This is a genomic window from Runella aurantiaca, from assembly GCF_003339505.1.
Lineage (GTDB): Bacteria > Bacteroidota > Bacteroidia > Cytophagales > Spirosomataceae > Runella > Runella aurantiaca.
In genome coordinates this window covers 33,467-45,960 of the sequence record NZ_QPIW01000031.1, presented here as the reverse complement: position 1 = coordinate 45,960, position 12,494 = coordinate 33,467, and the positions used below count along the sequence as shown (strand labels likewise).

Genomic DNA, 12,494 nt, shown 5'->3' with positions numbered 1-12,494 from the left:
TTTCGAGTGTCAAAATTAGTAGAAACACTCAAAAGTCGTTTATTTCTTTCAGAAATTAGTTCGATGTTTGTTCATTAAAAATCACTCCGCTGTATAATTCGGCAAGCGGAATTTCGGCTTCGATAGAATCTAACTGCACCATTCGGTCCAATTGTTCATACACCCGGTATTGCCAAGTCTTTTCGTCTATTTTAAAAATACTTCTACCAACGGAAAGCGTTGCTCAATTAATACATATTCCCTGAAAGTAGGAATTTGGCGGTATTTTTTAAATTTCTCACCTCGGTCGTACGATTCTGAACTTTCGGAAAGCACTTCTACAATCAGCACGGGATTTTTGGCGGCTTCGGGATTCTCATCAAAGTATTCTACTGGGCCACAAATTACCGATGCTTCAGCGTAGCGATATTTTTCCTCGTTGATGGCGATTTTTAGGTCGCTGTTGTAGGCATTGCACGGACGATTTTTGAGAACACGGCGGAGTTCTCCACCTACTATTGTTTCCAATAAGACTGTGTTCAACCGTTCCTCCAGCTATCGCAAATACTTCACCGTCTTCATACTCGTATTTAATACCAGTTTGGCGTTCGAGTTCGAGGTATTCAGCAATGGTATAAACTGGATGATTGTGTGCTGGCAAACCCATCTTTATGCATTAATTAATCTTCAACACCGCCATAAATGCCTCTTGCGGTATCTCTACGCTACCGACCTGACGCATCCGTTTCTTCCCTTTTTTCTGTTTTTCCAACAGCTTACGTTTACGGGAAATATCCCCTCCGTAACACTTAGCCAATACGTCTTTACGCATGGCTTTGACGGTTTCGCGGGCAATGATTTTTTGTCCGATAGCGGCCTGAATGGCAATTTCAAACATTTGACGGGGAATAAGTTCGCGTAATTTTTCGCAAAGTTTCTTTCCCCATTCGTAGGCTTTGGTACGGTGTACGATGGCCGAAAGGGCATCTATCCCGTCGCCGTTGAGCATCACGTCGAGTTTAATCATATCTGACTCACGGTAATCCAATAGCTCATAGTCGAGTGAAGCATATCCGCGCGAGATGGTTTTTAGCTTATCGAAAAAGTCAAATACTACTTCGGCCAACGGCATTTCAAACACCAACTCCACGCGCTCGGCGGTGAGGTAATTTTGGTTTTTGAGCAGGCCGCGCTTGTCCATACAGAGCTTCAAAATGGGCCCGATGTATTCTGATTTCGTGATGATTTGTGCTTTGATAAAAGGCTCTTCAATCCATTCAATGTAGTTGGGTTCGGGCATTTCTGAAGGCGCACTTACTTCGAGCATGTTTCCTTTGGTGGTCACCACGTTGAATTTTACCGAAGGAACGGTCGTAATCACGGTCATGTCAAACTCCCGCTCTAGGCGTTCTTGCACGATTTCCATGTGCAACATTCCTAAGAAGCCGCAACGGAAACCGAAGCCCAACGCCGCCGAGGTTTCGGGTTCCCACACGAGGGCTGCATCATTGAGTTGCAGCTTTTCCATGGCCTCACGCATTTCTTCAAACTCACTGGTTTCGACGGGGTAAAGTCCCGCAAATACCATCGGTTTTACTTCTTCAAACCCTTTGATGGGTTCTTTGGACGGTTTATCTACGTGCGTAATCGTATCCCCAACTTTTACTTCACGAGCTACTTTGATACCCGAAATCAAGTACCCTACATCGCCACATTCAATCACCTCTTTGGGTTCTTTTTCCAGACGTAGCGTCCCGATTTCGTCGGCGTTGTATTCTTTGCCCGTGGCCACAAATTTTACCTTGTCGCCTTTGCGGATGCTTCCGTTCTGAACGCGAAAAATTACTTCAATACCACGATAAGAGTTAAAAACAGAGTCAAAAATCAGGGCTTGGAGTTCAATGTCAGGGTTGCCTTTCGGGGCGGGAACACGCTCAATGATGGCCGCTAAAATTTCTTCAATGCCGATGCCTGCTTTGCCCGAGGCGGGAATAATGTCGTCGCGGTCGCAGCCGAGGAGGTCTTCCATTTCGTCTTTGACTTCTTCGGGCATGGCACCCGGAAGGTCAATTTTGTTCAAAACGGGGATGATGACCAACCCCTGATTCATCGCCAAATACAGGTTGGAAATCGTTTGTGCCTCCACGCCTTGCGAAGCATCTACGAGCAACAGCGCGCCTTCGCAGGCGGCAATCGAGCGCGATACCTCATAGCTAAAATCCACGTGGCCAGGCGTATCAATCAAATTAAGGGTGTATTTTTCGCCTTTATATAAATAATCCATTTGGATGGCGTGGCTCTTGATGGTGATACCGCGCTCACGCTCCAAATCCATGTCATCAAGTAGCTGGGCTTGCATTTGACGGTTAGTGACCGTCTTGGTAAACTCCAATAAGCGGTCGGCCAGCGTGCTTTTGCCGTGGTCAATGTGGGCAATAATGCAGAAATTACGAATGTGTTTCATTAAAAATTTAGTATTGAGTGCAGCGTATTGAGTAGTAAGAGTTTGATACAAAAACAGTACCCAAAACTCAACACTAACTACTCAATACCCAATTGGTTCGCAAAATTACGTCAGATTAGCCGAATAACAGCGGCTTTGGTAGGATTGTTTGTACGTCAGCAGATTGTACCTCGTTTTAAGGGGTATAATCATTCTTCAAAGAAACCATCGTTTTTTAATCCAATACCAAAGTGCGTAGATAACTTACAGATTAAACCAGTACGTCAGCTTGGCCTGAATAGAGCGGTTGCGGGATTGGCCGTTGGCGGTGTTGTAGTTGTCGATGTAGACCAAAAAGAAATCTGACACGGGCGCAAATCGCCACTGAAAACGCGTATTGATGTTCATGTTCTCAAATTGACTGTTGTATTGCATATAGGTTGTCAAAAAAACCTTTTTGGAGAACGTCCAGTCTAAGCGTGGGCCAATCAAAAAAACGTTGTTTTTGCCAATGGGCAAATCAATGTGGTTGTAGGTGAAATTCATCGCCAATGCAATGTAGGGCTGATAACGATAGTTTAGCGAACCCGCCAGACTCACGATGTTTCCGTCGTAATATTGCCCGATGAGGGGCTGGGCAAAAAGCCACCATTTTTTGCGTTGGTCCGAGAAATAATTGAGCGAAGCGTTGTAGTAAGTATACTCCGAACCTCTTTTCAAAGGGGCCAGTTTGTTGTTGCTTCGCAAGGCGTCAAAATCGGAAAAAAGATACGTGTAGTTTTGATTCACCGAGAATAGCATCCGCGCCGAACTATTGAAAAACATGGATAGAAACGGCCCCGCTATGCGGTCGGTGGTACCGATGTTGGGCATGGTGTATTGCTCCAAGGCCACCCCAACACTGTACCGGTTGACGAGTTTGTTGCGCGGATAAAACGAAAACCCGAGTGTAGGGTTGATACGCAGGTAATCTTTGCGGGGTACAAAACCCACTTCGGCGTCGTAGCCCTTGCCCACCCAATCGTGCGCCCAGCGGAAAGTATATTTCAACACACTGTACATGATGGAGAATCCATTGGCAAAAGCATCTTTTTGCTTGGTTTCACTGAAGGATTGGTGATAATAAGCTTTGCCCGTCCAGCGGCTGTCTTTTGAGGTGAAATTGTATTCCAGACCGCCCACTCGGTTGAAATTCGTCAGTTTGGGGCTCATTTCGGGGTGTAGGGTCTGTTTGTTGACAAAAATAGCCGCGATATTTGACCGGTTAAATATCTTCCGTTGCACGGCCAGTACGCCATAATTTGCCCCCGATATTCCCTTAAATTCATCATCGGCAGTTTGGGCGTTGAGTAGACCAAGACGCCAGTTGTCGTCCAACTTTCCGCTCAAACGTGCGCCGTACACAATACGGTTAGGAACGCCTAAGCCCGTCGTGGAGTCGCGGGCGATGCCGATTTGACGCGAGAAAAAAGGACTAATGATTTGATTGCCCGCTCCGCCGAGGTTGCTTTGCGGTGGCAAAAAAGGGTTGATGACGTAACTGCCGAAACCTGAAAACAAATCGGAGTTTTCCAAGAAAAATTGCCGCTGTTCGGGATAGTTGATGTCAAACCGGGAGAGGTTGATGACTTGCCGGTCGGCTTCTACATTGGAAAAATCGGGATTGATGGTCAAATCCAAATTAAGCCCCGACGTAACGGCGATTTTGGCGTCTCCTCCGAAGTTGAGCCGGCTTCCATTGTTGGGGTTTTTAGTATTCACAAAGTCTTGCGCGTTGCCCGCCGCAATGTACGGAATCAGTGAGATATTGGCTCCTGATTTTTTCAAAGGTTTTTCGAATTCAATCGGAATGGCATAGCCCAAATTCATGATAATCTGATTTTGGGGGATTTGCACAAGCGTGCTTTGCTCGTTGATTTGGGTATCAAAACGATAACTTTTAAACAACCATTGAGGCGTGTTTTCTTTAAAACGCAAGGTCGTAAAGGGAATCGCGATTTCGGTGGTCCAATAGTTATCATAAATCTTTGATTCGCCCGTCCATTTATTGTCCCAAAATTCGCTAAAAAACGAGTTGTCGGTCGCGCCGTTGTAGAGCAATGCCTCCCGCATCACGCCTAAGGGGTTCATTCCAAACAAAAACGCGTTGGTCTTATCGTTGAACGTGTCAATGACAAAGGTAACGTTGTCGTTGCCGCCCGCCCGATAATCCCGCCGGTAGGAAAGAATGACAAACTTGTTGCTTTGAGAATAGCATTTAGCACTGATGTAAACGAACTTATCGTCGTACGCGATTTTTACATCCGTTTTGTACACGGCTTTTAGGGTATCAGTGGGGAAGTATTGCCAAAAATCCCCTAATGTGGCACTTTTTTCCCAGATGGGTTCGTCCAAAACACCGTCAATTTTGATTTTCTCCGTCGTAAAATTGACTTTGTAAGGGGTTGTGTTTTGGGATAATACCGGGATGGAAAATAGGAGTAAAAGTAGAATTCTCATCAAATGCGGTGGGTTGTTTACGAGGGATAGATTAGGAAAGAACAAATTTAAGGGTTTTGTGTACCAACAACCATCTCATAGCTCAATAACTCACAAATATTTCCAAAAAGCCCAAGCTTTTCGGGTCTTTAGGTATATTAAATCCTTGTCATTTGTGTAGGCTTCGCGCTCAAAGCTGATGTTTCGATAAGCAGCGTATCGACGACGGTACTGAATCAACCGCACGAGGAACTCTACCAAATACCAAGCATAAAAAAGAAATATTCCCAACTCAAGCTGCTGGCGAAGATGAATGCGCTCGTGATTGAGCAGCCATTTGGGCGGGCTGGCGTCTCTGCAAAACACCCACGGAAAAAACGTCAGCCCTTCCACCCACAAAAAAGGAGTGTGTACTAAAATCATGGGCAGACGAAATTGTTTTGGCATGGTTTTCGTAAAAGGTTTGACAACTTTTTACGAAAGAACTAATTTTAGGCAACTTTCTCAACGGGTTGAGGGCTAAATCTAAAAGTGGCAAGGGTATTATTGCTTCTTTTCTTACCGATTATAAAGTATTTATTTGCGCTTAACTCTTTCATTGTAAACCCCTAACCCTTTCGGGAACTATGTTATTTACAGCCAATTTACTTAATCTTTTTGACCACACCATTGGAAAGGCAGAAATTGAAGTAGCCGAAAAAAGAATCATCAGTATCAAAATAATTGGAGCCGAGGAGCCAGAACTGCCGTACATCATGCCCGGTTTTGTGGATGCCCACGTCCACATTGAAAGTTCGATGTTGACCCCAGCGCAATTTGCCCGGCTAGCGGTTGTCCACGGAACCGTCGCAACGGTCTCTGACCCGCACGAAATCGGGAATGTGTTGGGCGTGGCGGGCGTAGAATACATGATTGAAGATAGCAAACGCGTACCGTTTAAGTTTTGCTTTGGTGCGCCTTCGTGCGTACCCGCTACTACTTTTGAAACCGCCGGGGCAGTAATTTCTGTCACAGATGTTCGTCGGTTGTTGGCCATGAAAGAAATTGGCTACTTGGCCGAGATGATGAATTTTCCGGGTGTTTTGCACGAAGACCCCGATGTGATGATGAAAATCCGCTTGGCGCAGGCATTTAATAAGCCCGTAGACGGACATGCGCCAGGGCTGCGCGGCACCGACGCTCAAAAATACATCGACGCGGGCATCACGACCGACCACGAGTGCTTCACCTACGACGAAGCGCTTGATAAACTCCAACTTGGCTTAGATTATATTTTGATACGCGAAGGAAGCGCTGCTAAAAATTTTGAGGCGCTTATCCCGCTCATCGCCGATTTTCCTAACCGGCTGATGTTTTGCTCGGACGATAAGCATCCTGATAATTTGGTGGAAGGCCATATCAATCAGTTAGTGAAGCGGGCGTTGGCCAAAGGTTACCCGCTTTTCAGCGTGTTGCGGGCGGCCTGCCTGAATCCCGTATTGCATTATCGTCTCAACGTCGGTTTGTTGCGCGAGGGAGACCCCGCCGATTTTATTTTGGTCAACAATCTTCAAGATTTTGACATTTTGGAGACCTACATTGAAGGAGAGAAGGTATCCAAAAACGGCAGCTCAAATATCCCTGACCTGCGAAGCCCACTGGTCAACCAATTTGACTGTAAATTATTACAGGCCACTGATTTGAGAATTGAAACGACTTCATTGTCCTTGACATTAAACGTCATTGAGGCGTTGGATGGACAACTCATCACAAACCTGCTGGAAGTGCCAGCGCTGATACAGGATGGTCTTATTGTGTCGGATACGGCGCGGGATATTTTGAAAATCGTCGTTGTAAATCGCTATCATCCTGCCCCTGTTGCGGTAGGATTTATAAAAAACATCGGATTGGAGGAAGGCGCGATTGCGTCGTCGGTGGCGCACGATTCGCACAATATCATTGCCGTGGGCAGTGACGATGAAAGTTTGGTACAGGCCATCAATTTGGTCATTGAAGCCCAAGGGGGCGTGAGTGCGGTCAGCCCTAAAGCGGGTGCGGCGCATCTTCTACCGCTCCCAATTGCGGGTTTGATGTCGGACGTTGATGGATATAATGTGGCGGAACAGTATACGCAAATTGATTTTTTTGTTAAATCTCAACTTGGTTCGAAGCTAAATTCGCCATTTATGACGCTATCTTTTATGGGCCTTTTAGTAATTCCTTCGTTGAAAATGAGTGATTTAGGTTTATTTGATGGGCAAAGTTTCAGTTTTACCAAATTATATTTTTAAAAATTAATTGTTAAAAAAACACTTTTTATTTTGCAACTTATTATAAAGAAAATTACATTTGAGGCGTGATTGTTTCTAAACCCCAAACCCCTCCACCCCAATGCCTCGTTTTCACCTTACAACCCAAGAAGAGGTAACTCTCTGGAATCAGTTCCGCCAAGACGATGAGCCTTCTTTTGCACGTTTGTATCAATGTTATGTTCAACTTTTGTACAACTACTGTACACAATTCAGCGCCGATAAGGCTTTAATCAAGGATTGTATCCACGATTTGTTTGTGGAACTTTGGCAGCACCGCCACACGCTCGGCGATACCACCTCGGTACGTTATTATTTGATGGCTTCGATTAAGCGTAAGTTAGTTCGTCACCTCAATGCTCAGCAAAAAAACACCAGCAGCGAGGAGATTCCGTTGGAGTATCATCATTTGTATACCGCATCAGCTGAATCTTATGTGATTGCTCAGGAAGATTATTTGCAAACCAATCGTAACCTGAATGAAGCACTCGAAAAACTGCCCCGCCGTCAGCGCGAAGCGATTTTCCTGAAATTCTACGTTAATATGACCAACGAAGAAATTTCTAACTTCATGAAAATCAATATCCAATCGGTGTATAACCTCGTATTTGGCGCGTTGACTAGCTTGAAAAAACAGCTGTCGATGGAGCGCGTAATCGTGTAGCGTAAAAAAGAATTTTGCTTTAATTTGATATTTAGGCCAACGCCCGTGGATGAATTTCTACGGGCGTTGGTATTTTTGTACCCACTATTAACGGCCCGAGTGATTTCGGAATAAACAAAAAATCATATGCTTGCTCCCTTGCCCGAACGCATGCGCCCGCGCACGCTCAATGATTTTATCGGCCAACCCAAACTATTGGGGGCCAACGGTGCTTTACGTCGGGCTATCCAAAACAATTTGGTGCCGTCCATGATTTTGTGGGGGCCACCGGGCGTAGGAAAAACAACCTTGGCGCTGCTCATTGCCGAATCGACCAAACGTACCCTCTACAGTTTGAGCGCGGTAAGTTCTGGAGTGAAAGAGTTGCGCGATGTCTTGGCGCGCCCGTCTGGTCTTTTTTCGCCCGTGGTGTTTATTGATGAGATTCACCGTTACAACAAAAGTCAACAGGATGCGCTGCTTGGCGCGGTCGAAAAGGGACAAATTACCCTCATTGGCGCAACCACCGAAAATCCGTCATTTGAAATCAATTCGGCGCTGCTGTCGCGTTGTCAGGTGTATATTTTAGAAGCGCTCGGAAAAGAAGAGTTGATAAAAATGCTGCACCAAGCGGTGGAAAAAGACGAAGACTTGAAGACCAAAACCATTCAGTTTGAGTCGTATGATGCCCTGTTACGGTTGTCGGGAGGCGATGGACGAAAGCTGTTGAATCTGCTGGAATTGGTGGTCAATGCCCATAGTCAGGAGTCGCTGATTGCGATTACCGATGAAATGGTGACCGAAGTAGCCCAGCAAAATATGGCGCGTTATGATAAATCGGGAGAGCAACATTATGACATTATCTCGGCTTTCATTAAATCGCTCCGGGGAAGTGACCCCAACGCGGCTCTTTATTGGATGGCCCGAATGATAAAAGCGGGGGAGGACCCCGATTTTATCGCCCGGCGTATGTTGATTATGGCTTCCGAAGACATTGGAAACGCCAATCCGACGGCGGTGATTATGGCCAATGCTTGTTTGCAGGCCGTTAAAGTGATTGGCTATCCCGAGTCTCGCATTATCATGTCGCAGGTGGCGGTGTACTTGGCTACTTCGCCCAAAAGCAATGCGAGTTATTTGGCCATTGATGAGGCATTGGCGTTGGCTGAACAAACCGCACATTTGCCCGTGCCGCTGCACCTACGCAACGCCCCGACGAAGTTGATGAAAGAAATCGGCTACGGCAAAAACTACCAATATTCTCATAATCATCCTGGAAATTTTGCAGCTCAAAATTTTATGCCCGACGAGCTGAAAGGCACTGTTTTGTACCAGCCAGGACAAAATGCCCGGGAAAATGAAATTCGTAAACAATTGCAAAAATGGTGGGGCGAATGGTACGAGTACTGAAACAAACCTTACAATACGCTTCTTGGTTGGTGCTTTTTGCCTCGTTGATTGGATATTTGGGTGAATACAGCCGTTGGTTTGATCATTTTTCTAGCTTCCGGGTTCAATACTGCTTTTTAAGTTTGATGTTAGCCATTTGGCAGCTTTTGCGGAAGCAATGGACATTGACTGCGGTGAGTGTATTGGTATTTTTAGGGAATGCTTGGTTGGTCGAAAATTGGTTATTTGCCTCCAAAACCCCTTTTCAAGGTCAAACGGATTTTAAAGTTTATCATGCCAACGTTCTTTTCAAAAACCATGATTATTCGCTCGTTACTCAGCAAATTCGGGAAGAAAAACCTGATTTTTTCTCCATCAATGAAGCCACACCGCCGCTTATCGCGCACTTAAAAAAGACGTTTGCGCAAGAATATCCACATTCCTTCGTAGTTTTTGCTAAAAATGACACTGAGGTGTTTATGGCAAGTCGTACGCCGATTGTGGTTGATTCAGCGGCGACTTTTGCTGTGCGAGGATTGATGCGATTGACCACTATTGTCAAAAACAAACCCTTGACCATCATTGCGTGCCATGCTTACAACCCCATCAAGGAAGTGGATTTTATAATCCGTAATCAGGAATTGAAGCACATTGCAGCATTGGTGACCCAAGAACGGAATCCAACGCTCGTGATTGGTGACTTGAACATCACACCATGGTCGGTTATTTACCAAGATTTTATAATGAAGTCAGGGCTAACCAATTGCCGCGAAGGGTTTGGTCTTCATCCAAGTTGGCCCGTTTGGATGCCACTTATGTTGATTCCGATTGACCATTGTTTAATCAATAACCGACTAGAAACGGTCGCATTTCAGAAGGGAAAATACACCAAGTCAGACCATTATCCACTGGTCATTCAATTGCGATTTCGCCCCTGATTTATTAGCTTTTTGCTTTCATTCGGGCAATAGCCGCACGTGTAAAATCCGACAGCACGAGTCGGCCGCTGATGGCTGCACGCTCGGTCAAGAGGGTATTCCAATGTTCTGTGCCTTGCCAAAATACTTTCTTCAATTCTTGTAAAGCAGCGGGATGGTAGGCAGTGAGAGAACGTGCAAAGACGCTGATGGCCGTATCCAATTCGGCGGTTGTTTCAAAAACCTCAGTATAAAGACCTTTGTCTTGGGCCCAAGTGGCAGAGTAAAAGGTAGAAGCATTGAGCGTTAGTTGTGAAAAGGCTGATACGCCTATCTTGCGCTCAATGGCAGGCCCTACCACAAACGGGCCGATTCCAATCAATAATTCACTCAACCGAATAGCGGCGTGTTGGGTGGCAAAACAATAGTCGGTCGCGGCGGCTAAACCTACCCCGCCGCCTACGGCTTTACCCTGTACCCGCCCCAAAATAATCACTGGACTCGTACGACAAGCATTGATGACGTTGGCGAAGCCCGAAAAAAAAGTCAAGCCTTCTTCTTCGGTTTGAATCGTGGCTAGTTCGTCAAAACTTGCCCCCGCGCAAAATGTACGCTCACCTCCGCTTTGTAAAATAATGACTTTTGTGGCAGGATTTTGACCCGTTTCATGGATGGTTTCGGCCAACTGCCGCAAAAGAAAACTCGGCATGGCGTTTTGGGCAGGATGGAAAAAAGTAATCGTAGCGATTCCTTCGGGAGAAAGGTCGACGGTGACATGAGGTTCCATAAGCGGATTATCGTTTACGACGCGAGGATTTTTCGTAAGGCTGATACCAGCACTTGTTTGGATCGTCGGGTTTGCGATGGAAGAATGGAGCGTACAACCCAAAGTAAAAGTCCAATCCTTGGGGTTTGCCAATGTCCAAAAGCCCTCCCAAATGGTCGGTTCCGATGATAACTGGGCCGATTCGGGTGGCTAATCCCACGGTAAATACTCGATAATTGTCAACCATGGCCAAAGGCGTGGATACTTCAAACCATTTGGTTTCGTAGCGGGGTGTTATGGCAAATACTGATTGTGGTTTTATGTCTGCATAATTTTTGCCACCCAATCCCTGTACCCAAAGCGCATTGACGTACAAACGATTTTTGTGATGATAGTCAAAACTTGCATTGAAAGAAGTGGGCAGACCAACGGTCCATCCTCGGGGAGTATCAGCGGGCCGGACGCCAATGCTTCTATTGACGGCATCGACAGCGGCTCCAGTACTCGGAAGGCTGTTAAAATAGGCGTACGAAAACTGGGCTGCTGGTGGGTCAACATCGATTTCTCGTACATAATTTAAGTTCTTGTAGCGGATAGCCCCAATATCTGTCAGCGCCGCTGAAATACGGTATTTGTATTTGTTTTTGTTGGGATCGTGGTGCCGCCCTCCCCGTGGTCCACCGATTTTGAGTTTTTGTACGTCTGGTCGGTACTCATATACCGCTCCGAGGTCAAAGCCCCAGCCGCCCCCAGCCGAGCGATTCCCGAACAAAAATTGGGGGCTTAGTCCCAGATTAGAGAAGGCTTCTTCGGTGGTGTATCCGTAAGTTGCCTGTAATTTGGAGGCAAGAATAAATTCACGTTCTGGGTTGAGACTTTCAACGTTGATTCGATAAGCGGCGTCTTGCATGTCGGCGTGGACATTATAAACGCCAACCAATCGCTTCACGGTCACGCCTATCTTCAGAAAGTCTTCGTCCCAATCGGCCAGTACGGCACCAAACGTGGCGCCCATTTCTACAAAGCCGTTGGTCGACAACTTGGCGGTTTGATTGGTGAAATCCTTACTTTGCAACTCAACCAAATTGGTTCCGTAGCGAATCACGCGCGCGGTTTCTTCCGATACATCTGTCAGGTTGAGGGTATACCTACCTCGGGTGGTTAGTGCTATGGCAAAGCGATTGTTTTTGAAAGAAAATAAGGCAGACGGTCCCCGCAAATCACCGCCAGTATGAAAATGTTTCGGTTTACCATTGAGGCGCTCGGCATAATAGGTGTCTTTCCAGATAATTAAACCACGTTCGCTACGGTATTTTTGGGAAACACTGTTGGTGATTAAACTTATAAATGAGTAAGGAGCATCGTAACGAAGGTAGTTGTTGATTAAAAAAAAATCGTTGCCAATAAGATTTATGTACAATTTATGTCGAGAGTCGGCGGCATGAGCAGGGTTTAAAAAAAGTGCGTTTGTACCAGCATAATTGCTCGAAGATAGCCCCAGCCAGTGTTGAGCTTGGGCAGATAGGCAACTCAGTATTCCAACAATAATGACCAAAAGGCAACGTGTCATCCCAAAAGAGTAAAGTGTTAG

General features: G+C 45.9%; 10 protein-coding genes. 4 read left to right on the top strand and 6 right to left on the bottom strand.

Features of this window, described 5'->3' with window-relative positions:
* Window positions 1-186 precede the first annotated feature (186 nt).
* From DVG78_RS30420 to DVG78_RS25380, 4 genes are all read right to left on the bottom strand, one after another.
* Window positions 187-507 (bottom strand): Uma2 family endonuclease, encoded by a 321-nt coding sequence (locus DVG78_RS30420; protein WP_229598320.1) that lies wholly within the window; start codon window positions 505-507, stop codon window positions 187-189.
* A gap of 148 nt (window positions 508-655) precedes the next feature.
* Entirely contained in the window at window positions 656-2,443 is a 1,788-nt protein-coding gene (lepA, locus tag DVG78_RS25390; RefSeq protein WP_114463830.1) for a translation elongation factor 4, read from the bottom strand.
* Between the two features lie 243 nt (window positions 2,444-2,686).
* Window positions 2,687-4,921 carry a DUF5916 domain-containing protein gene (locus DVG78_RS25385; RefSeq protein ID WP_114463829.1) on the bottom strand — a complete coding sequence of 745 codons (2,235 nt, stop codon included), beginning with the start codon at window positions 4,919-4,921 and terminating at the stop codon, window positions 2,687-2,689.
* 90 nt (window positions 4,922-5,011) lie between these two features.
* The gene (locus tag DVG78_RS25380) at window positions 5,012-5,347 is read right to left on the bottom strand and encodes a hypothetical protein (RefSeq protein ID WP_114463828.1); all 336 of its coding nucleotides are present in this window, start codon (window positions 5,345-5,347) and stop codon (window positions 5,012-5,014) included.
* 179 nt (window positions 5,348-5,526) lie between these two features.
* On the opposite strand from DVG78_RS25380, the gene ade reads away from it, so the two are divergent.
* The 4 genes from ade to DVG78_RS25360 all read left to right on the top strand — a co-directional run bounded on the left by ade (window position 5,527) and on the right by DVG78_RS25360 (window position 10,158).
* Window positions 5,527-7,170: an adenine deaminase gene (gene ade / locus DVG78_RS25375; protein WP_114463827.1), complete on the top strand. Its 1,644-nt coding sequence runs from the start codon at window positions 5,527-5,529 to the stop codon at window positions 7,168-7,170.
* A 100-nt stretch (window positions 7,171-7,270) separates the two neighbouring features.
* On the top strand, window positions 7,271-7,852 hold the full coding sequence (locus tag DVG78_RS25370) for an RNA polymerase sigma factor (protein ID WP_114069394.1): 582 nt from the start codon (window positions 7,271-7,273) through the stop codon (window positions 7,850-7,852).
* A 126-nt stretch (window positions 7,853-7,978) separates the two neighbouring features.
* The gene (locus DVG78_RS25365; RefSeq protein WP_114463826.1) at window positions 7,979-9,241 is read left to right on the top strand and encodes a replication-associated recombination protein A; all 1,263 of its coding nucleotides are present in this window, start codon (window positions 7,979-7,981) and stop codon (window positions 9,239-9,241) included.
* Complete coding sequence (locus tag DVG78_RS25360; protein WP_114463825.1) at window positions 9,226-10,158, top strand: endonuclease/exonuclease/phosphatase family protein; 933 nt, start codon at window positions 9,226-9,228, stop codon at window positions 10,156-10,158. The genes DVG78_RS25365 and DVG78_RS25360 overlap by 16 nt, the downstream gene beginning before the upstream one ends.
* 4 nt (window positions 10,159-10,162) lie before the next feature.
* Here the strand turns inward: DVG78_RS25360 and DVG78_RS25355 are convergent, their stop codons facing one another.
* Both DVG78_RS25355 and DVG78_RS25350 read right to left on the bottom strand, forming a co-directional pair.
* Window positions 10,163-10,924 (bottom strand): enoyl-CoA hydratase/isomerase family protein, encoded by a 762-nt coding sequence (locus DVG78_RS25355; protein WP_114463824.1) that lies wholly within the window; start codon window positions 10,922-10,924, stop codon window positions 10,163-10,165.
* 7 nt (window positions 10,925-10,931) lie between these two features.
* Window positions 10,932-12,473, bottom strand: a complete 1,542-nt coding sequence (locus DVG78_RS25350) for a DUF5723 family protein (protein ID WP_114463823.1) — start codon at window positions 12,471-12,473, stop codon at window positions 10,932-10,934.
* Window positions 12,474-12,494: the final 21 nt, after the last annotated feature.

What these genes read in the sequence shown, in the direction of transcription:
- lepA (WP_114463830.1), bottom strand. Translation starts at nt 2,443, where the DNA reads ATGAAACACATTCGTAATTTCTGCATTATTGCCCACATTGACCACGGC.
- DVG78_RS25385 (WP_114463829.1), bottom strand. Translation starts at nt 4,921, where the DNA reads ATGAGAATTCTACTTTTACTCCTATTTTCCATCCCGGTATTATCCCAA.
- DVG78_RS25380 (WP_114463828.1), bottom strand. Translation starts at nt 5,347, where the DNA reads ATGCCAAAACAATTTCGTCTGCCCATGATTTTAGTACACACTCCTTTT.
- ade (WP_114463827.1), top strand. Translation starts at nt 5,527, where the DNA reads ATGTTATTTACAGCCAATTTACTTAATCTTTTTGACCACACCATTGGA.
- DVG78_RS25370 (WP_114069394.1), top strand. Translation starts at nt 7,271, where the DNA reads ATGCCTCGTTTTCACCTTACAACCCAAGAAGAGGTAACTCTCTGGAAT.
- DVG78_RS25365 (WP_114463826.1), top strand. Translation starts at nt 7,979, where the DNA reads ATGCTTGCTCCCTTGCCCGAACGCATGCGCCCGCGCACGCTCAATGAT.
- DVG78_RS25360 (WP_114463825.1), top strand. Translation starts at nt 9,226, where the DNA reads ATGGTACGAGTACTGAAACAAACCTTACAATACGCTTCTTGGTTGGTG.
- DVG78_RS25355 (WP_114463824.1), bottom strand. Translation starts at nt 10,924, where the DNA reads ATGGAACCTCATGTCACCGTCGACCTTTCTCCCGAAGGAATCGCTACG.
- DVG78_RS25350 (WP_114463823.1), bottom strand. Translation starts at nt 12,473, where the DNA reads ATGACACGTTGCCTTTTGGTCATTATTGTTGGAATACTGAGTTGCCTA.